Source organism: Nitrosomonas sp. (genome assembly GCF_022842015.1).
Classification (GTDB): Bacteria; Pseudomonadota; Gammaproteobacteria; order Burkholderiales; family Nitrosomonadaceae; genus Nitrosomonas.
The window spans coordinates 20,084-40,406 of the sequence record NZ_JALHQJ010000024.1 but is presented as its reverse complement, the minus strand read 5'-3'; the positions used below and the strand labels follow the sequence as shown (position 1 = coordinate 40,406).

Sequence of the window (20,323 nt, the reverse complement as noted above, 5' to 3'; positions counted from 1 at the left end):
TTGAAATACTCGACCTCAATTGAACGGATCATGAACAAGACTTTAGAGGTTGCAACCAATGTATTGGCATTAAATCCAAGTTCTCTAAGCCATTCATAGCGTGCCCGCTCCATGAAATTCAGGTAGGTTGAATGATATACCACTCCACCCGCATCTGTATCCTGATAATAGACACGAACCGGCAGTGAAAAGTAATTGGTTAACATAGTAAACGAATGACGCTAAGTCTTATTCTGATCGTACATCATTAGCAGGAAAAACCCCTGTCGATAAATAGCGATCTCCTCGATCACACGCGATGAAAACTATGGTTGCGTTTTCAACCCGATCGGATACTTTAAGTACTGCCGCCAGAGCGCCGCCCGATGAAATGCCCGCAAAGATTCCTTCTTCACGCGCCAATCTGCGCGTCATATCTTCAGCCTCAGACTGGTTCACATAGATCATTTCGTCGATCCGTTTCGCATCGAAAATTTTAGGCAAATACGCTGGGGACCATTTGCGGATACCGGGTATTTGTGCGCCATCCTCAGGTTGTACCCCAATGACTTTGATGGGTGTTTGCTGTTCCTTAAAAAATCTTGAACAACCCATAATCGTACCTGTAGTTCCCATGCTGCTGACAAAATGAGTGATTTTTCCTTGTGTATCGCGCCAGATTTCTGGTGCCGTGCCTTCATAATGTGCCCGTGGGTTATCTGGATTTGCAAATTGATCCAGAATGATGCCTTGACCTTCATCGCGCATTTTTTCAGCTACATCCCGCGCTTGTTCCATACCGCCGGATTTCGGTGTCAGAATAATCTTTGCGCCGTATGCGCTCATGGACTGCCGTCGTTCAATGCTCAAATTTTCCGGCATGATCAATATCATGCGATAACCCATCATGGCGGCAGCCATCGCCAACGCAATTCCGGTATTGCCACTGGTAGCTTCAATCAGTGTATCGCCTAGTTTAATTTCTCCGCGTTGTTGCGCATGCGAAATCATCGACAATGCCGGACGGTCTTTGACCGATCCAGCAGGATTATTACCTTCTAGCTTGATAAGAATGGTATTGGAAGTCGTTCCGGGTAAATGCTTGAGTCTGACTAAAGGCGTATTACCAACAAAATTTTCAATCGTTTTGTGCATGATGCAAACTTTACCATAGATGCATCAATTATCGCATAAGCTAACGGTATTGAAACAAAGTAATCACGCAAATAAAAACCCTCTCTGAAGATAATTCAGAGAGGGTAAATTAATCCACTACAAAAACTACTCCTGTTTGGCCGGAGCTTCTGTGGCTTTCTCACCTTCGACGGTAATTGCATCGCGAAGTTGCTTGATAGTTCCCTGACCAATACCGCTTACTTTCGCTAAATCATCAACGGAAGCAAAGGTGCCGCTTTTTTCGCGATGCTCAATGATCGCTTTTGCTTTAGCAGGACCAATTCCTTGTAAAGATTCAAGCTCAGTTTGTGAAGCTGTATTGATATTGACCGCTGCGAATGCAGTGCCAGTATACAAGAACACCAGAGCCATCAGTAGAAACCATTTCCGCATAATATCTCCTTTATCAAAACAAATACTGATGCACACAACAAAGTAAGCGCTTCAGTTTTTGTGGATTAAAAAATACCTGAATGCATACATTGCCATGCACGCAGGTCAAAGTGATATCGGATTATGTTGAAATTAATTTAGGGGGTAAATAATAAGGTAATCACCTAGTTATTACGGGGGACTGAAAAAGATTTAACCGAGAGAAGCGGTCACCTTGATTTTTTTGGCTTGACCAAAAGCTAGGAGAATCAAATGAAAGATTACCAGAGACTGACGCATGTGGTATGGGATTGTAAGTAGCCACCCCTGAAATACGCCCAAGCATTTGAAAATAAAAATAAGTAGGCTATGTCACAATTGATTATTGAAAATGACTTATACAACCACATTATTTATAAATAATTTGTTATGTCGTTTTTTGGCAATCAAAAAATCATTTACCATCAGAGGGCAGAAAAAATCAATAGTTAATTGTTACATAGCCATTAATAAACAACCCCGTGGCAAGAATGCGGGGAATCGCAAGTTAAAGATAGCCGTGGTTTCTGACTCAATTTTTCGCGACAGCTACGTGGGATGATTGCAGTGGCAATTCATTCAACCAATTCAGGCTTTAACCTTGATTCAATTCGTTTCTTCCACTCGATCGTGACATAAGTGCCTACGTATGCACCGATAAATGCAGCCACAATATAAATCTTGTTTTCGACATAATTGGTGACGGCAAATGCGGTAACCAGAATGATCATCGCTGACCAGAAGGCGGCCCCGTGCGCTCTTCTTTCTTCCACGTCAATAAAGTAAAGTGTAAAACAAATATCAGAAACCGTCATGGCAACCATGATTAGAAAAAAAGTAACCAATGAGAATTCCATACTATTGCCTCATAAAAAACAATCCAGCATTAACAATGCCGCAAGCGTAACAACCACGGCAAAAACTGACACAACGATTCAACTTCAGATGCTTAAAAGGCGATTCACATCCCTTGCCAGGCATAATTGCGTTGCCAGTAATTGACCGGTTCCACGGATTTGGCAAAGACGGCATTGGAAAATCCAATTACTTTCCCCTGATAACGCGTCGGACCGCTGATCGACAACCCACCGTTATCATTTCTGACGTGCAAACTGCCTCCCGAGGAGCTCGTCATGATCGGCAAGTCGATTCCAAACACCCTAGCTGCCACATAAGCACTTGCCGCACTGCCGGTGCCACAACTTTGTGTTACGTTTTCCACACCTACCTCAAAAGTGTGCAAAGCAATGCCTTCCGCAGTGCGCCAGATAAAATTCACATTCACGCCTTCCGGGTGACCAACTAGTTCACACAGGGGTTTATCATTGCGTAACGATTGTCCATGCGCTGTTGCAACTTCTAGGCTGATCTCGGAACCGATGACCACGACATGCGGCACGCCGGTGTACACATAATGCAGATTCTGATCGATTTGCCGGTAATCCCGCGCGGCACCCAGATTAACCTCAACACTTTCGTTATCGACCACCACTTCCTTCATGCCATCGTCAGTCATGATGTTAAACACATCATTGTTCACATAGGTATCGCGGAAATAGCGTGTTGCACAGCGCAGCCCATTTCCGCACATGGTTTCTTCGGTGCCGTCCCGATCAAAAATCTTCATCGTGGGCATGCCTTGCAGTTGATCGACATACAGAATTCCATCGGTATCATGCTGCGTTGCCAGGGCATTTGAAATCCGCGCCCGATCGAATCCGGACAAAGGATTTTTCACTTCATCAACCAGTAAAAACGAATTGCCGCAACCGTCCATTTTTGTCGCCATGATTCTCATTGCTTTAGGCCCTTTCCAAAGTTAAGTAGTAGAAAAAACAGGTCTTGTTTCGAGCTCAGGCCTATATCCCATCCTTCTGGTCAGATGTACCTGGGCTACTCCCGAGATAAATTCATCCTGTACAATGCCGGTCAGAAAAAAACCATTTTTGAGATAAAAACGCAGGCTTTCGCTTGCATCTGCGTCCGTAATGACATTCAGTATTCTTCCCCCTTGCTGCGCGATCTCGGCAAAAATGCCGTCCAGCAACAGTGAGCCATATCCCTTGCCGCGATGACGCTCATCCACTGCGATTGTCATTAAGTGATAGGTGTCAACCGTTTTTTTTGCTATCACATAACCAATCGGATTGCCTTCACTCACGGCACAAAGCCCAAAACACCGGCCACTTGCAATATCCTCCAGCTCATCGTGAACTGCGGATTGATACATCGAACCAATATCTTGCAAGGCAATCTTCACAAGATCAGGAAACAAGTCTTTAGAAATGGGTACAATCATGATTTCATTTATTATTGGGTTGATTTTCCGAGCAGGCTATACATCCGCCCATGATGAGTAAGAAAACCGGCTTTCGGCACTTTGTTGATGACCGAGATCGCTAATTCCTCGATTAATTCGACCTTTCCCCGAAAACGTTCGGGATAACGTACAGCCAGCCGTTTCACCGCTCTATCCAGGATCAATGCAACCATACACTGGTGCGCGATTCCAACGTGCCGGCACATGCTGGTTAGGTCCGCTTCGGTCGGATGAATACCGGGTATGACATTGGCTTCGAGAAAATATAACTTGCCTCCGCGCATGCGAAAATCCATACGGTTATAGTCGCGAACCTCAAGTGCCTCATGTGCCGCGACCGCCATCTTGGCAAAGCTTTTGGCCTGATCGGTCCAGTTCAGGTGAGTAATGTAGGGATTCTCCATATCTTTTACGTGCGGATCACGCAGTTGCGGATGACCTGGAAGCTTCGCAAAATTAATCTCCAAAATTGGCAACACATAGTCTCCAATCAAACCAATCGTGTATTCATTTCCAGGGAGAAATTCCTCGACCAGCGCAGCTTGATCAAACTGCGTATAAATCGCTGTAAGGGCTTCATTGAGCTCTGCTTCATTATGTACTTTACTTTTCTGGCTGATGCCGATGCTGGTTCCCTCGCTGTATGGTTTAACCATCAGCGGAAAAGATAGATTCTTGAGCTGATCACCCGGCATCATGAGTTGAAATTTCGCTGTTGGCACACCTTCATACGCAACGATCCGCTTTGCCGTTGCCTTATCCATTTTGTTGATAAAGGTCTTGGGGCTGCTACCGGTATATGGAATACCCAAGTGCTCACAAAAGAATGGAACAATAGCTTCGCGTAGTTCCTTTTCATCCAAACCTTCTGCGTTATTGAACACCAGATCGATTTTGTCTTTACGTTTCTCAAGCTGATGATAGATATCCGCACCCACATCAATCACTTCCACATTCGCGCCCGCATGTTCCAGCGCTGTAGTTACTGCTGCGATAGTATCTGGACTTTCGAATTCACCATAGCGCTCATCTTCCATGCCCGGCTTTCTAATATTGCAGGTATAAGCGATATTGAGTCTTTGCATAGTTGAACTTTATAAAAATCCTAGAAACTCAAGCAATTGATGTAATGAAGCATATAAATTAACTGAAACTATGCACATTAACGCCAGTCCGGGAGTTCGGTTGACACATTGTTGAACTATTTTATTTGGATGGACGGGCACCACTTTATTTGACGTCCTGCACGGACTAATAAGAGCTGACAAAAGGGAGCCCATGTAGCAGTTAAGCGGCGGCTAAATTTCAGAGTATCGTTGCGTATATTTCGTTGGTGACAGAAAGTCTAATCTATCTTGCTTACGCTGTCGGTTATTAAAGACTTCAATACACTTGGTAATTTCCTGAATTGCTTGTAGTTGTATCTTGAATTTTCGATGGTGTGCACCAGCTTGTTTTTGTGTATTTCCCAGAAGCTTTTCATCGGAGCAATGTCATAGCAGTTCCTCTTGCGATTCATGGGAGCGATCATGTCCGATTGCTTCAATGGTTTCTGATAGCCATAAGTGCAGTACTGGCTACCATCCGAGTAAGCAGTTAGCAGGCGTTGAAAATCGACTACATTGCCACCTTATAAGGTTCTGCAAAACGCCATAGATGTAACAGTGTCCATATTGAGGAGGCGCATGGATTTCTTATCACAGGCTGAAGTGTGGGGTGGTGAGTATTGGACGGATGGCTATTATGTTGCGACTGTGGAGGAAAAGAATTGGAGTACGGCTGAGAACTATTAGGGCAAACCGAAAGAAGTACTGTGTCAGCTTGTAATAACTCGCGATCTTGCCATGGGGTTGCTTATTAAGTGATAAATGAAAAAGTGACGGCATTTAATAAGCTACAAGAACGAATAAAATAAGAATTTTTCCGATTTATAATGAAGTAAATACAGAAGCTTAAAGTCAGTCATTTAAGAAATTTACTTGTAGGCGCAACTTTTGCATATTAAATAAACACTTATTATATTCCACGCTTATGCTCGTTAATATTAAGGTTCTAAAGCTTTCTCACTAGATTTTTCCGTGAATTGCTCATGCTCATTCCATCGCTGTTTGATTTCTTGGCGTTTCCGGACTGGCAATTGCTCCATTTTCTTGTACCTTTTACGCGCCACCTGACGTTGTTCAGTGGTCAATGAATTCCAATCCTGCATTTGCGACTGAATGCGCTGTTGTTCCTCAGAATTCATTTTTGAATAGCGTTTTGCAATATTCAGCCATTTTTTCTTTCTTGCCGAATCCATGTCCTTCCAATTCTGTGCCAGCGGTTCCAAAATTTTCTGCTGCTGGGGCTTTAATTCTTTCCATGGAGGCTTGTCTGCTAAAACATCAAAGGAAAATAAAAAAAAACCTCCAACGATAATAATTAATCGGAATTCAGCCATTTCTCAAACTCATTATCAAGATAAGCATCTATCGGTAAATCATCAGCCAGTATCATCGTGTCTATAATTGCATTTTGATCATTATCCCAAAGCTTAGAAAAAGTTATGCTCATCAGAACAAGTAATACAGCCAATAGTAATATCAGTTTTCCAGCATAAAGCTGCCATTCGGGCCTACCATAAAAAAAAGAAGCGCTGCTGCTACCTGAATTAATTGCTCCCATAGACTGGCAATTTTCCAGAGCGGCCCGGCGAGCAGATTGCAATCGATACAAAGTACTTTGTTTAATATTCTCATTAGCGCTTAAATCCAATAGCTTAGAGACTTTTTTTCCTAATTCATGCTCACTCATAATTTATTTAACTCCTTTTTCTCTCAGTATTGTAGCTAATGTATGCACTGCTCTTGAACAGTGTGTTTTTACACTTCCTTCAGAACAATTCATAATCATTGCAGTTTCCGCTACGCTCATCTCTTCCCAATAACGCAGTATAAAGGCTTCACGTTGACGCATTGGAAGAATTTTCATAGCTTCTTCTATTAAATCAATCAGCTGTTTCCTTTCAAGCTCTGCATCAGGTACTTTGCCAAAATTGGATTCTTGTTTTATCTGTAAAGTTTCGAGAATATCGAAATCTTCTTGATCCTTATTCGGAGCATTCGACGTAAATGCTGAAAACAGCGTAGTCCATAATGAGCGAGTTTTCTGTCGCCGGTAGTAATCTCTAATGGTGTTCTGTAAAATTCGCTGATACAAAAGTGGCAGTTCTTCAACTGGCTTCGCAGCATATTTTACCGTGAGCTTTGTCATGGAATCTTGAATGATGTCCAATGCCGTATCTTCATCACGAACCGAAAACAGTGCTTGTTTATATGCGCGTCTCTCGGTTTTAATCAGGAAATCTGAAAGTTCTTCTCGAGTAGCCAGGATGGGCAACCTTTAGTTATAGTTAAAATAATTTAAAAAGGTTCAAGTTAACTGAAGCGTTTTACCTCCCAGATTCACATAATAAATCAGGCATTACGAAAGCGTGAATGTTTGACAATTAAAATCGTGATCAGTGGTAAAACAAAACCAATGATGGTGACGGTAATCAGTAACTGTCCCAGCTCGCTATAATCTGCAGGAATAGTGATTTGACCGGTCGCTGCATCTTTTACTTCACGTTTCACTTCGTAAAACTGATTGAGATATTTGGTTCCGAGTTGCGAAGCAGATAATGCCAGGTTGGTGAATGACGCCATCACGGCAAAAAAAGTAGCTTTAAGTTTTTCCGGTGCGGAGTTGGCAATCCAGGCCAGCATCGGGATCATGGCAATCTGGCCGAGCGGCGATTCCAGTGCGGTGTCAATCAATGCAATGAAGCGGGCATCGACCACTCCGCCGGTCATAGCTGCTGTCCATTGATGTAGACCAAAATACATACCTATGATCGGTAGTGAGAGAAATGTCCCTACGATAGTGAGAAAGCCAATGATATAGGCAATAGAGCGCTCAGCCATAAAACGGCGGAAAATGAACATGCCGAATAGCGTTAATGTGGCGCCCACCAATGACAAAACGGCAAGAAATTGCTGATCAAAGCCTAGTTCGTCAATCATCCACCAGGTAGAACCGGCACCGGGTCCAGGAATGGCACGAAATATGAATATCAACACAGCCGTGCCCACTAGCACGTTGCGGGCCTCGGGTTCAAGCTCGCCGGTTAATCGCCACATCAAAAATATGACAATTACCATGGAGATGACAAAAATGATCTCCTCGCTGCCAGGCATGCGACTCAGTCCGACGCTCAAGGATATGATTGTAAAGGCCAATCCTCCTCCCAAAATCCACCAGTTTACTTCCGGTGCTTCCGAGTGCATATTCAGCAACCTATCGACTTCCTGGTAGCTATGTCCTTGCGCGAGAAAATGTTTACGTTCGCGCCGACGTAGCCAGGATGCAAAAACAACGCCAAAGATTGAGATAAGCGGAATGATCAAGGCGAGTTCATACACCAATAAATATACGACTTCTTTTTCCGCTTCCGGGAGTGATCCAGCATCGCGGAGTATAAAAACATTGATAACGGATACCAGCACACCACCGCCGATAATGGCGACTCGTCCCAGGGTTTGCATCGTGACATGCATCAGCTTACGCTTCTCTAAATTCAGCTTGTTGCCATTTTCATCGACACGCGGCACTGCTTCAACGGTCATGGCATCGGCAACCACATCCTGTAAAACATAACCGATCGGAGCCAGTAAGGCTGATGTTACAAACCAGGCTTCAACAGAAGCCATAGCGGTCATGGTCTCCGTATGTCCAAGCAAGCCAATCATGATCAACAGACTTAACATGATTAAACTGGCACCTAAATATACCAGCAAGCTCTTCCAGCGCCAGATCAGGTCGACCAAATGACCCATCGGCATTTTGAGTGCCCACGGCAACATCATCCAGAATCCTAGCATGGCCAGAAATTCGGCGGAAAGCCCAAGTTTTTCCTTGACGTAGAACGTGCCAACAATACTTGTCAGACCCGAGATGCCGGCGGCGACGTATACCATTAACGGTGGTAAATAAGACAACCGCATTTCACGTCCAAGGGCAAGAATATTGGCACTAAACCATTGTGATATTACGGATAGAAAGCCGTTTTCCGGAAATAGATTCTTCATGAGTTTGATTTCTAAATGTAGTTACTTTTGTTTGGGTCTTACACCGATTTGTACTGGGAAAGATTTTTCTTGTTTATTGCGAATGACTGTGGCAGTTACCGTTGCTCCAGGTGGTAATGCGGCTACGTGATTGAGCATTTCCGATGAGTTTTTAAGTGATTTGCCCTCGATTGCAATCAGTATATCGCCTGGCCTTATTCCAGCTTTATCAGCTGGGCCGTCTTTGAGAACACTGGCTATCAAGGCTCCTGATGGACTATCCAGATTGAATGACTCTGCCAGTTCATCAGTCATATCTTGCATGCTGACCCCTAGCCAGCCACGGATTACGCCACCAGACTGCACAATTTGTTCCATAATCTGCTTGGCAATATGTATCGGAATCGCAAAACCGATGCCGAGCGAGCCGCCACTGCGGGAATAAATTGCAGTGTTAATTCCAATGAGGTTGCCTGCGGTGTCGGTCAATGCTCCACCAGAGTTGCCCGGGTTAATCGCCGCGTCGGTTTGAATGAAATCTTCAAAGGTATTAATTCCCACCCGACTCCTGCTCAGTGCGCCAACAATTCCCATAGTAACACTTTGACCCACGGCAAAGGGATTGCCCACAGCGAGCACGACATCACCCACTTTAACCTGTTGTGACTGGCCAAAGGTTATAGCGGGTAAATCTTTCAAATTTATCTTCAGTACTGCCAGATCTGTTTCAGGGTCGGAACCAATCAAGCGGGCTTTAGTTTTTCTGCCATCAACCAGAGCAACTTCAACTTCGTCTGCGGTTTCGACGACATGGTGATTAGTCAATATATAACCATTAGGACTGACAATAACTCCCGAGCCCAAGCTTGAAGTGCGTCTTGGTTTGGATTCCAACTGGTCACCGAAAAATCTGCGAAACGTAGGATCGTTCAGCAAAGGATGGACAGGCTCATTGACTTCTTTGCTGGTAAAAATATTGACGACAGATGGCATGGCAATTTCGGCTGCTTTGGCATAGCTATCTGGTCTTTCTGATGTAACCGCAGGCGCAACTTCTCTTACGGTTACAATTTCTCCCCGTGGTTTCCAGGAGAGTAAGTCCGGTCGCAATGTAGATACGACAAAAAAAATAGCCAGCAACACTGTTGCAGTTTGTGCAAAAATCAACCAAAGTCTGTATATCAAAGTATTACCCCACAATAAAATAGTCGTAGCAATGAATATATTGCGATGCAATATAAGGAACCAAGGAGGAAATCAATGAATCGAGATGAGCTGGAAAATCATCTGAATCAATTACTGGATATACCCCGCTTTCAAGATTATTGCCCAAATGGCTTGCAAGTGGAAGGGCGCAGCGATATTCATACGGTTGTTAGTGGTGTAACTGCTTCGCTTGATCTGCTTCAGGCAGCGTTGGCAGCTAAAGCAGACGCGGTCCTAGTTCATCACGGTTATTTCTGGCGTGGTGAAGATATGCGAATCACTGGTATAAAGAACCGTCGCATCGCTTTACTGATGAATCATCAAATCAATTTATTTGCCTATCATTTGCCGTTGGATGGACATCCGCAATTTGGCAATAATGCGCAATTAGGGCAAAAATTAGGGTTTGTTGAAAACGGCCGTTTCGGCGGCCAGGATATCATGATGCAGGGGGAACTCAAAGAAGCCATGAGTTTGGCTGCATTGGGTCAACAAATATCGCGAACCTTATTGCGTAAGCCAATGATAATCGGCGACCTTGATAAAACCATTCAACGTATCGCCTGGTGTACCGGTTCAGCGCAAAATTATTTTGACGCGGCGATTCTGCAAGGCGTTGATGCGTATTTGACGGGAGAGATTTCAGAACAAAACGTTCATGCTGCACGTGAATCGGGTGTTGCATTTATCGCCGCGGGACATCATGCGACAGAACGCTATGGTGTACAAGCACTGGGCAATTACATTGCGCAGAAATTTGGAATACAGCATCAATTTATTGATGTTGAAAATCCGGTGTAATGGGTAAAATTGACATCGAATTCATATTGCGATAATTCTGATGCTGGTTTTATTCATCTTTGTTTTTATCTTCTTTCGTTTTTTTTCCTGAAAACATGGTCCACCAGATAATAAAAAGAAATAAACCCAATGCCACAGCTGCCTCGACTATCAGTAACCACATAATTTAAGATTGCTATCTCATAATTGAATCGAGCTACTACTTTAACCAAAATCAGATGAAAAACCAATTAAGTTTTGTCGTTATTACTTCTTTTCTATGGCTTGCCGCCTGCACTACCGGAAGTATCAGTCCAACACCGCCACCGACACAGTCTGATGAAGCTATAGCACCGCCTTCGCCTGAGAAGCCGCTGGCAAAGTCTATCCATAAGCGCGCGCAATGGTCTGCATTGACCGATTGGAATAGCGATGATCTACTTCCGGCATGGCAGGCTTTTTTGCAAAGTTGTAGAGTTTTAAGTAAACAACCCATTTGGCAGAAAAATTGCAAAATTGCCGCATCACTGCATCATCCCAGCAATTCAACGTTAAAAAACTTTTTTGAAGTTTATTTCATTCCTTATCAAGTTATTAATGCCGATAATACTGAGGAAGGTTTGGTTACTGGCTACTATGAGCCCTTGCTGAGAGGGAGTCGGGCATACTCAAAACATTATCGTTTTCCAGTTTATGCCGCTCCCGATGAATTGTTAACCATCGAATTAGGCGAAGCCTATCCGGAGCTTAAAGATCTACGTTTGCGCGGGCGTTTGAATGGTCGTAAAGTGGTGCCCTATTACAGTAGAGCGGATATTATGAATAATCCGAAATTATTGAATGGATACGAGCTGTTATGGGTGGAAGACGAGGTTGAATTGTTTTTCCTGCATGTGCAAGGCTCCGGGCGAATAGTGTTCGATAACGGCGAAGTGATGAAAATAGGTTTTGCCGATCAAAACGGTTTCCCGTATAACTCAATTGGTAAGCTTCTGGTGCAACGTGGTGAACTGCCTTTGGAGCAAGCATCCATGCAAGGTATCAAGCAATGGGGGCGACAAAACCCTAGTAAGCTGGCAGAGTTGTTACAGCAAAATGCGCGCTACGTGTTTTTCCGCGAATTGCCATCCGATTTATCCGGTCCCATCGGTGCTATGGGCGTGCCATTAACTGCCGGCAGAAGTATCGCTATTGATCCGCTGTCAATCCCGCAGGGTGTGCCAGTGTTTCTGGCAACCACTTGGCCCAATACGAATAAACCTTTGAACCGGCTCATGGTGGCGCAAGACGTCGGTGGTGCGATAAAAGGTGGAGTACGCGCGGATTTCTTTTGGGGATTTGGCCATGAAGCCGGAAATCAGGCGGGAAAAATGAAGCAGGCGGGAAAAATGTGGATACTAATGCCGCAGGAATATCAGCCAGTTACGCTTACGCAGCAATAAAAAGCTTGCTGTAATTTATCAGCAAGCTTTTTAAGTTTCTTAGGTTTTATTTGTCCTTGCTCGTGCTTTCCAGCTTTTCCTCAATGGCTGCAGCAGGAATCATTCCTCCAACAACCGAGCCATCAGCGAAAATTAGCGTCGGCGTGCCGGAAACTTTATTCTCACGGCCTGATTTTACCAAAGTTTCCAGTGGCGTTTCGCAGTCTTTTTCTGCTGGTGCGGTACCTTTCAACATAAAATCCTCCCACGCCTTGATTTGATTTTCAGCGCACCAGATTTTTTTTGACAATTCCATTGAGCCGTTAAGCACCGGGTAAAGCAGGTTATAAACGGTGACATTTGTGATGTTGATTAACTCTTTTTCCAGTTGTTTGCAGTAAGGGCAATTGGGATCCGTATAAACGGCCACTTTGCGTTTGCCATCGCCTTTGACTGCTTTGATGGCATGTTGCAGAGGCAGCGTGTCGAATGGTACGCGTCGTGCAGCCTTAATTTCTTGGATACGCTCATTGGTCATGCTAGCCCGGGTTTTGGTATCGATAACGTGACCGAAAAAGAGATAATTTGCTTTGTCATCGGAATAAAAAAGTTCGTCGCCTATAACGATTTCGTATAGACCTGAAAAAGGCGTTTTCTTTATGCTGTCAATTTTCTGGCCTTCGAAATGGGGTTGAACGGCCTTCTTAACAGCTTCTTCATCAGCCCAGAGCGTTCCGGAAAAAAAACTTAATGATAGGATTAAAATGAAAAGCTTTAAGTGTGTAGCCATGACAACTCCAATTTAAAAAAGAAATTTAGTTCAAAGCGTGCCGCATCAATCGATTTTTAATCAATGGCAAGTGATTGGTTATTTCAAGCCCTAAATTGCGTATGCGGGCTAATGTCGGATTTGGATTATTGAATAATTTTTGTAAACCATTCGTGACCCATTCCAGAGCCAGAATATCTTCCTTGCGTGCCAGCTCGTAACGCCGCAATAACATATAATTGCCACAATCCGTCAACGCGTTTTGCGTGTTCAGTATAGCCGCAAGTTCCTGTGCGTCACGCAATCCAAGGTTGACACCTTGGCCGGCCAGCGGATGAATGCCATGCGCAGCATCGCCGATTAGCGCCAGGCGAGGCTTAACCAAATTTTTTACATGTACATAATTCAATGGAAAACCTATTGGCGGCGAAATCAGCTGCATTGCACCCACTGCGTGTGAAGAAGCTTCTTCTACTTGCTGACAGAGTTCCTCCGCAGGCAAGTTGCGTAAGAAAATCGCGTGATCCTCAGTGGTAGACCAAACCATAGATACGCGCTTTCTCGGTAACGGGAGTAATGCCAGTACACCATCTCGCCTGAACCATTGATGGGCAATCTGGCGATGAGATAGTTCCGTGCTGAAATTGGCTACTACGCCAATTTGATGGTAAGCATGCCGCGATACCTCAATCTCAGCCTGTTTACGTACCCACGAATTTACGCCATCTGCGCCTATTATTAGTGCAGTTTCAATTAGGGTTCCGTCTGACAGTTGCACATCAACATGTGTGTCATGCCAAGTGATTGCGGTACATTTTGCTGGGCAGAATATTTGTATATTTTCTCTTGAAGAACTGAGTGTTTGCCAGACAGCTGTTTGCAACTGGCGGTTTTCAGCAATAAATGCCAATTCGGGCAAACCAATCTCGTACGCACTGAAATTAATATGTGCAGTATTGTCGTCGCCAAATACCGCCATTTCATAAACTGACGCTACTCGCTCAGCTTTCATTAGCTGCCATGCCCCCAGTTTTTGCAGAAAAGCGGCGCTGCCCGGGCTAATTGCATACACCCGGCTATCCCAGCTTTCATCTTGAGGTACCGGCGTGGATTTATGTGGTTCTATCAAGGCTATTTTTAGACTGCTGTCTTTAAGCGCAGCCACCAAGCTTGCGCCGACGAGTCCACCACCGATTACTATGATATCGAATTTCATGGAATTGATTATACAGATGCTTTGGTATGAACAGGTAACACAAAGTTAATCGTCGTTGAAAGCAAATTTATGGTTGTCCAATTCAACGAGCAGTCGTGTATTTTCAATCAATAAATCAAAGCTACTGATTCACCTCTAAAGTATCGGTAAACATTGCACAATACCCTGAGAACACGCATAAACCCTTGTCATGTCACATTTTTGATCTTGACAAGCCATCCCCTCAAAGGCAAAATGCGTCCCTTGTGTTTTAAGCGCGTGGCGAATTAGCTCAGTGGTTAGAGCAGCGGAATCATAATCCGTTGGTCCGGGGTTCAAATCCCTGATTCGCCACCATTCTTATGGGCAAGAATCGGTTTTTAATGGCTAATCTTTTCAGAGCTATCACAAGGAGTGGATAGGATAGTTTTTTTCCGCTGCTATCAGCTAAGCCACTTCTTTTTTCTTCTGTTTTTTATTCCTGTACAGTACAACTTAACCATCGATAAGTTTACGAATATTATGACTCAATAGCCTGTCACAAGCTGTGTACTTTCGGCTTTGGAGTGAATGCACTATATTGAATACTTTGATTCAGATGTTGCGCTAGATTCTAAATTTCAGAGTTATACATTATTTATGTAGAGTCGATCAGATTCTGTGTGTTATTGATTGATTTGGTGTTTTATTTAATAGATTAATAGTGTGAATTTGGTCTGAGGTCTGTATCAAATTCATAAAGGGCAATCATGGCAAATTGGTTTAAAGACAATTCATTATCCATTGGACAAACTCCATTGGTGCGTCTCAATCGGGTGACTGACGGTGCGCCGGCAATTGTGTTGGGAAAGATTGAAGGGCGTAATCCGGCGTATTCGGTTAAGTGTCGTATTGGTGTGGCTATGATTGACGACGCCGAGCGTAAAGGGTTACTGGGGACAGGGAAAGAGATTATTGAGCCTACGAGCGGCAATACGGGAATTGCGTTGGCTTTCGTGGCAGCCGCGCGAGGAATTCCGTTGACTTTGACGATGCCGGAAACGATGAGCGTGGAACGACGTAAGTTGTTGGTTGCATTGGGTGCCAAGCTGGAATTAACCGAAGGCGCGCGCGGTATGAACGGAGCTTTGGCAAAAGCGGAAGAAATTGTTGCTTCTGATCCGGGACGTTATGTGTTGCTGCAACAGTTCAAGAACCCAGCCAATCCGGAAATTCATGAAAAAACCACCGGACCGGAAATATGGAACGATACGGATGGTGCTGTTGATATTTTTGTAGCAGGCGTGGGTACAGGTGGCACGATTACTGGCGTTTCTCGCTATATCAAACAAACCAGAGGTAAAGCTATTACTTCGGTGGCAGTTGAGCCCACGGCGAGTCCAGTATTGTCACAAAAACGCGCTGGAATTTCATTGGCATCTGGTCCACATAAGATTCAAGGTATTGGCGCTGGTTTTGTGCCTGATAATCTGGATCTTTCACTGGTGGATGAAATCGAGCAAGTTACCAATGAAGAGGCGATACTATTTGCACGGCGCTTAGCGCGCGAGGAGGGTATCTTAGCTGGTATTTCCTGCGGTGCGGCTGTGGCGGCGGCAGTACGTCATGCTAAGCATCCTCAGAATGCGGGGAAAACCATCGTAGTGATATTGCCTGATTCCGCTGAGCGTTACCTAAGCAGTGTATTGTTTGAAGGTATGTTTAATGAACAAGGTTTGACAGCATAGTGAATACTACCAAGAGAACGCGCGATCTTTTGCTGCGCAGCACACATCTGGATGTGGACAGTATCGTAGCTGAATTGCGTGCATTGCGTATGGCCTCATTAGAAAGCCGTAACCGGCATGATCGCCCGCCCAGGTTGCCGTCGCGTAGGATTCTGGCCAGTGTTGCGGAGGGTTTGAGTGCGGCTATGTTCCCTAATCGATTGGGTTCATCTGAATTGGCTGATGAAGGTATCGATCATTATGTTGGACATACGCTGAATATGACATTGCGTGAGTTGATGGTGCAGATTCAGCATGAGTTGCACTATAACTCTGGTTTGGAAGTTCTTAGCGATGAAGATCGTGCGCAATCGGTAGCAATTACGCAGGCGTTTGCAAAATATTTGCCGGAGATCCGGAGTTTGTTGGAAACTGATATTAAGGCAGCGTATGAAGGCGATCCGGCGGCACGGAATGTAGATGAGGTGCTGGTTTGTTATCCTGGTATTATGGCGATTACGCATTACCGGCTAGCGCATGTTTTGCACGGATTGGGGGTGCCTCTGATCGCGCGTATGATTTCTGAGATTGCGCATTCTGTGACCGGTATAGAAATTCATCCAGGCGCGCAGATCAATGGCAGTTTTTTTATCGATCATGGCACCGGTGTGGTGATTGGAGAGACTGCAATCATTGGGCATAATGTTCGCTTATATCAAGCAGTTACGCTGGGTGCTAAACGTTTTCCAGTGGATGAGAATGGTACGTTGGTGAAAGGCAATTTGCGTCATCCTATTGTGGAAGATGACGTGGTGATCTATGCTGGAGCAACGATTCTGGGACGTATTACCATAGGACGGGGGTCGACGATCGGTGGTAATGTATGGCTGACGCGAAGCGTTCCACCGGGCAGTAATATTTCTCAGGCACAGATGCGTCAGGAAGTGTTTGAAGACGGCGCCGGGATTTAAATGCTGCTGGATTCATATAATAAATGAGCATTTTGAGCAGTTTTTAATACCGCAGCGGCAATGCAGGGAGTTTTTTCAACGGGCTTTTTTGACATTTTAGGAATCACATGACTGCTGACAAAGTAATTCTCACACTGGACGATGCCAAGAAAATGGCGATAGGTGCAGAATTGGAAGCGATGCGGAATGGATGGCCGGTTGTCATTGCTATTGTCGATGATGGCGGTCATTTACTTTTCTTGCAACGTTTGGATCATGTGCAGTATGGCAGTATTGATGTGGCGATTAAAAAAGCGCGTACTGCAATAGCCTTTCGCCGTCCGACCAAAGTATGGGAAGAAAATATTGCGGAAGGGCAATTGCGTTACCTGGGCTTACCCGGCGCCTTGCCGATTGAAGGCGGACTGCCGATCATTGTGAATGATCAATTTGTCGGTGCAATCGGGGTCAGTGGTGTAAGATCTTTCCAGGATGCACAGGTAGCTCAGGCTGGAATTGATGCGTTGCCGTCTTGATTTCCATGCTAAAAATTTGCTAAAGATCTCACGTGTGTTGATGTGGTTATGAACTTGCATTACTTCTTCAGAGAAGAAATGGGTGTTTGTAACAATCTTTAACTGTGACTATGCTTATCTTCGTCTACCTGGATCAGGTAAATGAGGGTGACGACAGTAATCATCACTAAACGAAATGCAGCTTGCTGACCACTGGCGGTTTCCGATTGCCACATTAAAAACCACTCCCCGCCAATGGTCATAAATCCGGTGAACCACAGCAAGAAACCGAGAGTGAGGCCGAGTATTGCCAAGCTTTTTGCTTGATTGAAAGATGATGGATTTCTGATGTTCTGGTATAAACGCAAGCCACCCAGCCAACATAGCCCAGCAATCAGAATTTCAGTAGCAATGATCAGGCCATACGCCACATGATGTAGAGAAGGAGATTTGATTGCCCGCCAGAGACCCTGATTATCAGGAAAAGTCGTATCCATCAACAGGACATGTGCAGTGATGGAAAAATTTGAGTTGTAATCGGTGAGGTTATTGAATGCTACCAGCGACGTGTACAACGCAAAAGCCAATACCATTATAGTTTTTGACAATCGCGTGTACATGATGGTTGAAGTGATAATGCAGTTTATACTTGAGGTAATTTATTAATCCTGGCCAGCGCTATTCAAACAGCGGCAGGCCAGCTGGGATAGGATGCAACAAATTAGGAGACTTGCTGAATGCCGGCTAATAACCATGTCGCATCTGGATCCTTGAGGTCTTTCTGCACATGCCAGATTTCATCAAATACTTCTGGTTCGCCATCAGGTAAGTCTTTCAGTTGACCGGTGAAGCGAACACTTGCGATGGCCATGTCATCGGTTGTTTCAACTTCTAGCAAATTGGCATCAATGAACAGGATTTCAGTTCTTTGTTGTGCGTCACCCCGTTCATTGATTTGTGTGCTAATTTCTGCCAGCATCTCCGGTGTTGTGTAGTCACGAATTTCATTGATATCACCATGGTCGTGAGCGACCTGCAAGCGCATAAATGAAGCTTTTGCATTACGCAAAAATGGCTCTACTTTGAAATCTGCGGGAATATTGGGTTGCCGATAAGCTGCTTGAGTGCCTGCAGTTGTGGTTCCGGCAGGCGGGGCAAAGGCTGAAGTATTGAAGTTATCGCGTGTGTTGGTATTCATGCCCGAGTATTGCATGGAAGGCGATTGTTCGGCCTTGGGTTTACGCAACATGCGGATGATGAAAAACACAGCGCCTACGAGTAACAGCATAGTTACGATATCCATCATGTTGATGTTTTCAAACGCACCTCCCATAAAGAGTGCAGCCAATAAACCACCAGCGGCCAAGCCGGCTAATGCGCCACCCCACTTACTGCCGCCCGCAGCGGCTGCAGGTGCCGCAGCAGGCGTTTGTTGAGGAGCGGGTGCAGCTTGTTGCTGATTAACGGATTGACGTTGTTTGCCGAAACTTTTGCCACCGCCCATGCGTTTTGCTTCCGCATCAAAAGCAAGTAAGCCAAAACTGAAGATAGCTAAAGTCAGAAAGGTGAGTGTTCGCTTCATAATGATCTTCCAACTATATTGTAAAGCGTTGAGTATAGCATCGGGTTTGTGTTGCCAGCCACACTGAATTTTCAGCTAAGTAAATTTTGAGGGCGGTCTTTTTTTGCAAAAAGTACAGAATCTGATTTTTTAGCGCAATAATATTAGGCGAGAAATTGCTTCACTATCAATCCATACAATCGCATTTTGATTGAATTTCTGTCCGATTGAACGGGCGGTATTGAGATCCAATCCAGGAACAAAAAAGCTTTTCTCAGACGGCCATTTGCCAGATGGATCTACATTCAGGCTTTCAATCATCGCGTAAGCATGGTGATTCAAATAATTCCTGAGTAATTCGTGTGCAATTAAGTTCATTTCATTGCTTACGAGTCGGCTGCATGGATTATACGCACTGATTATCGCAGCGAAGGATTGTTTAAGTGTCTCAAGAAGTTTGGTGAGTGGTTTTGAATGCTGGCCGATGCGCAGGACAATTGCATCTGGGCCGGTCCCAACCTGATAGTGCGTGTTAAGGTAGCTGGTGATAAAGCTCTTAGCCAGCAATGATCGGATCAATGTCGTTGGCTTCAATGACAGCGTACATAACGCTGCATAAACATAAGAGCTTATTAATGATCACCGTGATCTTGATCTTGATCTTGATCGTGACTATGACCATGATTATGGCCGTGATCTTGCGCGGCTTTCATGAGGTCTTGGTGTTGTTCAGGTGTCATGTGACTTAACTTCAGAACAAAGGCCACCATTCCCCAAATAGCCTGATCATCATGGCTTAAGCCCCACGCTGGCATGGCGGTCATTTTTAATCCGTTCTTTATTACCCAAAAATGTGATCTGGCGCGCTCCAATTGTTTGACTGGATCGTTGATAGGTTCGCGTTGATGAAATATGGGTGGCTGAGGATACAAGCCGATTGAGAGCTCTGTCGGTTTGATGCCGGGCGCTAAGTGGCAATCTATGCACATGGCGCTATAGTCTACGGCGCCTTGAGCGAGTAGTTCCGTATCTTCCAGTGAAGGTACTGTCAGGTTCTTGGCGCGCGCCTCAATGGAACTTTCGCGCACCCATTCGATGATCTTCTCAGTGATGCCCCAGTGTTTTTCTGTGGCTGCCATATTGTAACCTCCTGATCCAAGAGCAATAATTGCCAGTATGAGCGATGCCAGTAAAAGACTAAGAATTGTTTTCATTTTATGGCCTTATAAAAATATCCTGTGCTTAGT

General features: G+C 44.7%; 24 protein-coding genes and 1 tRNA gene. 7 read left to right on the top strand and 18 right to left on the bottom strand.

Annotated elements, in window-relative coordinates; genetic code table 11:
• The 7 genes from Q0C11_RS06265 to Q0C11_RS06235 form a co-directional block, all read right to left on the bottom strand.
• The coding region (locus Q0C11_RS06265) for a YbgC/FadM family acyl-CoA thioesterase (RefSeq protein WP_293006709.1) at positions 1–206 on the bottom strand (206 nt) is incomplete at its 3' end.
• Between the two features lie 22 nt (positions 207–228).
• Positions 229–1,134, bottom strand: coding sequence for a cysteine synthase CysM (cysM, locus tag Q0C11_RS06260; RefSeq protein WP_293006707.1), 906 nt, complete (start codon positions 1,132–1,134; stop codon positions 229–231).
• Between the two features lie 126 nt (positions 1,135–1,260).
• Positions 1,261–1,548, bottom strand: a complete 288-nt coding sequence (locus tag Q0C11_RS06255; RefSeq protein ID WP_293006705.1) for a ComEA family DNA-binding protein — start codon at positions 1,546–1,548, stop codon at positions 1,261–1,263.
• 593 nt (positions 1,549–2,141) lie between these two features.
• Positions 2,142–2,423, bottom strand: a complete 282-nt coding sequence (locus Q0C11_RS06250) for a hypothetical protein (protein WP_293006703.1) — start codon at positions 2,421–2,423, stop codon at positions 2,142–2,144.
• A 104-nt stretch (positions 2,424–2,527) separates the two neighbouring features.
• Complete coding sequence (dapF, locus tag Q0C11_RS06245) at positions 2,528–3,355, bottom strand: diaminopimelate epimerase (protein WP_293006701.1); 828 nt, start codon at positions 3,353–3,355, stop codon at positions 2,528–2,530.
• 30 nt (positions 3,356–3,385) lie between these two features.
• Positions 3,386–3,865, bottom strand: coding sequence for a GNAT family N-acetyltransferase (locus tag Q0C11_RS06240; RefSeq protein ID WP_293006699.1), 480 nt, complete (start codon positions 3,863–3,865; stop codon positions 3,386–3,388).
• A gap of 11 nt (positions 3,866–3,876) precedes the next feature.
• Positions 3,877–4,971: a hypothetical protein gene (locus Q0C11_RS06235; protein ID WP_293006698.1), complete on the bottom strand. Its 1,095-nt coding sequence runs from the start codon at positions 4,969–4,971 to the stop codon at positions 3,877–3,879.
• A 537-nt stretch (positions 4,972–5,508) separates the two neighbouring features.
• On the opposite strand from Q0C11_RS06235, the gene Q0C11_RS06230 reads away from it, so the two are divergent.
• Positions 5,509–5,679: a transposase gene (locus tag Q0C11_RS06230; protein WP_293006696.1), complete on the top strand. Its 171-nt coding sequence runs from the start codon at positions 5,509–5,511 to the stop codon at positions 5,677–5,679.
• A 251-nt stretch (positions 5,680–5,930) separates the two neighbouring features.
• Here the strand turns inward: Q0C11_RS06230 and Q0C11_RS06225 are convergent, their stop codons facing one another.
• The 5 genes from Q0C11_RS06225 to Q0C11_RS06205 all read right to left on the bottom strand — a co-directional run bounded on the left by Q0C11_RS06225 (position 5,931) and on the right by Q0C11_RS06205 (position 10,155).
• Complete coding sequence (locus Q0C11_RS06225; protein ID WP_293006694.1) at positions 5,931–6,326, bottom strand: DUF3106 domain-containing protein; 396 nt, start codon at positions 6,324–6,326, stop codon at positions 5,931–5,933.
• Positions 6,308–6,679, bottom strand: coding sequence for a DUF3619 family protein (locus tag Q0C11_RS06220; RefSeq protein WP_293006692.1), 372 nt, complete (start codon positions 6,677–6,679; stop codon positions 6,308–6,310). Before Q0C11_RS06220 ends, Q0C11_RS06225 begins: the two co-directional genes overlap by 19 nt.
• A 3-nt stretch (positions 6,680–6,682) precedes the next feature.
• Complete coding sequence (locus tag Q0C11_RS06215) at positions 6,683–7,255, bottom strand: RNA polymerase sigma factor (RefSeq protein ID WP_293006712.1); 573 nt, start codon at positions 7,253–7,255, stop codon at positions 6,683–6,685.
• Between the two features lie 86 nt (positions 7,256–7,341).
• Positions 7,342–8,994, bottom strand: coding sequence for a hypothetical protein (locus tag Q0C11_RS06210; protein ID WP_293006690.1), 1,653 nt, complete (start codon positions 8,992–8,994; stop codon positions 7,342–7,344).
• Between the two features lie 21 nt (positions 8,995–9,015).
• Entirely contained in the window at positions 9,016–10,155 is a 1,140-nt protein-coding gene (locus tag Q0C11_RS06205; RefSeq protein WP_293006711.1) for a Do family serine endopeptidase, read from the bottom strand.
• Positions 10,156–10,233: 78 nt separating this feature from the next.
• Between Q0C11_RS06205 and Q0C11_RS06200 the strand changes: the two genes are divergently transcribed.
• Positions 10,234–10,980 carry a Nif3-like dinuclear metal center hexameric protein gene (locus Q0C11_RS06200; protein WP_293006688.1) on the top strand — a complete coding sequence of 249 codons (747 nt, stop codon included), beginning with the start codon at positions 10,234–10,236 and terminating at the stop codon, positions 10,978–10,980.
• Between the two features lie 218 nt (positions 10,981–11,198).
• Positions 11,199–12,401: a murein transglycosylase A gene (locus Q0C11_RS06195; RefSeq protein WP_293006686.1), complete on the top strand. Its 1,203-nt coding sequence runs from the start codon at positions 11,199–11,201 to the stop codon at positions 12,399–12,401.
• A 46-nt stretch (positions 12,402–12,447) separates the two neighbouring features.
• Here the strand turns inward: Q0C11_RS06195 and Q0C11_RS06190 are convergent, their stop codons facing one another.
• Complete coding sequence (locus Q0C11_RS06190; RefSeq protein ID WP_293006684.1) at positions 12,448–13,170, bottom strand: DsbC family protein; 723 nt, start codon at positions 13,168–13,170, stop codon at positions 12,448–12,450.
• 25 nt (positions 13,171–13,195) lie between these two features.
• The gene (locus tag Q0C11_RS06185; protein ID WP_293006682.1) at positions 13,196–14,365 is read right to left on the bottom strand and encodes a UbiH/UbiF family hydroxylase; all 1,170 of its coding nucleotides are present in this window, start codon (positions 14,363–14,365) and stop codon (positions 13,196–13,198) included.
• Positions 14,366–14,625: 260 nt separating this feature from the next.
• On the opposite strand from Q0C11_RS06185, the gene Q0C11_RS06180 reads away from it, so the two are divergent.
• From Q0C11_RS06180 to Q0C11_RS06165, 4 genes are all read left to right on the top strand, one after another.
• Positions 14,626–14,701: transfer RNA gene (locus tag Q0C11_RS06180), tRNA-Met, on the top strand.
• A 392-nt stretch (positions 14,702–15,093) separates the two neighbouring features.
• Positions 15,094–16,071: a cysteine synthase A gene (gene cysK / locus Q0C11_RS06175; protein WP_293006680.1), complete on the top strand. Its 978-nt coding sequence runs from the start codon at positions 15,094–15,096 to the stop codon at positions 16,069–16,071.
• Positions 16,072–16,160: 89 nt separating this feature from the next.
• Positions 16,161–17,021, top strand: coding sequence for a serine O-acetyltransferase EpsC (gene epsC / locus Q0C11_RS06170; protein WP_293006710.1), 861 nt, complete (start codon positions 16,161–16,163; stop codon positions 17,019–17,021).
• A 107-nt stretch (positions 17,022–17,128) separates the two neighbouring features.
• The gene (locus Q0C11_RS06165; RefSeq protein ID WP_293006678.1) at positions 17,129–17,536 is read left to right on the top strand and encodes a heme-binding protein; all 408 of its coding nucleotides are present in this window, start codon (positions 17,129–17,131) and stop codon (positions 17,534–17,536) included.
• Positions 17,537–17,634: 98 nt separating this feature from the next.
• On the opposite strand, the gene Q0C11_RS06160 is transcribed toward Q0C11_RS06165, so the two are convergent.
• The 4 genes from Q0C11_RS06160 to Q0C11_RS06145 all read right to left on the bottom strand — a co-directional run bounded on the left by Q0C11_RS06160 (position 17,635) and on the right by Q0C11_RS06145 (position 20,290).
• The gene (locus tag Q0C11_RS06160; protein WP_293006676.1) at positions 17,635–18,123 is read right to left on the bottom strand and encodes a DUF2165 family protein; all 489 of its coding nucleotides are present in this window, start codon (positions 18,121–18,123) and stop codon (positions 17,635–17,637) included.
• Between the two features lie 113 nt (positions 18,124–18,236).
• Positions 18,237–19,097, bottom strand: coding sequence for a Tim44 domain-containing protein (locus Q0C11_RS06155; protein WP_293006674.1), 861 nt, complete (start codon positions 19,095–19,097; stop codon positions 18,237–18,239).
• A 129-nt stretch (positions 19,098–19,226) separates the two neighbouring features.
• Complete coding sequence (locus Q0C11_RS06150; RefSeq protein ID WP_293006672.1) at positions 19,227–19,670, bottom strand: DUF3293 domain-containing protein; 444 nt, start codon at positions 19,668–19,670, stop codon at positions 19,227–19,229.
• 38 nt (positions 19,671–19,708) lie between these two features.
• A complete protein-coding gene (locus Q0C11_RS06145) occupies positions 19,709–20,290 on the bottom strand; it encodes a cytochrome c (RefSeq protein WP_293006670.1) in 582 nt (193 codons plus the stop codon).
• Positions 20,291–20,323: the final 33 nt, after the last annotated feature.

Bases quoted from the DNA above. Each gene is read 5' to 3' on its own strand.
- Q0C11_RS06155 (WP_293006674.1), bottom strand. From the start codon at position 19,097: ATGAAGCGAACACTCACCTTTCTGACTTTAGCTATCTTCAGTTTTGGC.
- Q0C11_RS06235 (WP_293006698.1), bottom strand. From the start codon at position 4,971: ATGCAAAGACTCAATATCGCTTATACCTGCAATATTAGAAAGCCGGGC.
- Q0C11_RS06225 (WP_293006694.1), bottom strand. From the start codon at position 6,326: ATGGCTGAATTCCGATTAATTATTATCGTTGGAGGTTTTTTTTTATTT.
- Q0C11_RS06250 (WP_293006703.1), bottom strand. From the start codon at position 2,423: ATGGAATTCTCATTGGTTACTTTTTTTCTAATCATGGTTGCCATGACG.
- Q0C11_RS06255 (WP_293006705.1), bottom strand. From the start codon at position 1,548: ATGCGGAAATGGTTTCTACTGATGGCTCTGGTGTTCTTGTATACTGGC.
- Q0C11_RS06165 (WP_293006678.1), top strand. From the start codon at position 17,129: ATGACTGCTGACAAAGTAATTCTCACACTGGACGATGCCAAGAAAATG.
- Q0C11_RS06210 (WP_293006690.1), bottom strand. From the start codon at position 8,994: ATGAAGAATCTATTTCCGGAAAACGGCTTTCTATCCGTAATATCACAA.
- Q0C11_RS06195 (WP_293006686.1), top strand. From the start codon at position 11,199: ATGAAAAACCAATTAAGTTTTGTCGTTATTACTTCTTTTCTATGGCTT.
- cysK (WP_293006680.1), top strand. From the start codon at position 15,094: ATGGCAAATTGGTTTAAAGACAATTCATTATCCATTGGACAAACTCCA.
- Q0C11_RS06240 (WP_293006699.1), bottom strand. From the start codon at position 3,865: ATGATTGTACCCATTTCTAAAGACTTGTTTCCTGATCTTGTGAAGATT.
- dapF (WP_293006701.1), bottom strand. From the start codon at position 3,355: ATGGCGACAAAAATGGACGGTTGCGGCAATTCGTTTTTACTGGTTGAT.
- Q0C11_RS06190 (WP_293006684.1), bottom strand. From the start codon at position 13,170: ATGGCTACACACTTAAAGCTTTTCATTTTAATCCTATCATTAAGTTTT.
- epsC (WP_293006710.1), top strand. From the start codon at position 16,161: ATGGCCTCATTAGAAAGCCGTAACCGGCATGATCGCCCGCCCAGGTTG.
- Q0C11_RS06185 (WP_293006682.1), bottom strand. From the start codon at position 14,365: ATGAAATTCGATATCATAGTAATCGGTGGTGGACTCGTCGGCGCAAGC.
- Q0C11_RS06145 (WP_293006670.1), bottom strand. From the start codon at position 20,290: ATGAAAACAATTCTTAGTCTTTTACTGGCATCGCTCATACTGGCAATT.
- Q0C11_RS06200 (WP_293006688.1), top strand. From the start codon at position 10,234: ATGAATCGAGATGAGCTGGAAAATCATCTGAATCAATTACTGGATATA.
- Q0C11_RS06220 (WP_293006692.1), bottom strand. From the start codon at position 6,679: ATGAGTGAGCATGAATTAGGAAAAAAAGTCTCTAAGCTATTGGATTTA.
- cysM (WP_293006707.1), bottom strand. From the start codon at position 1,134: ATGCACAAAACGATTGAAAATTTTGTTGGTAATACGCCTTTAGTCAGA.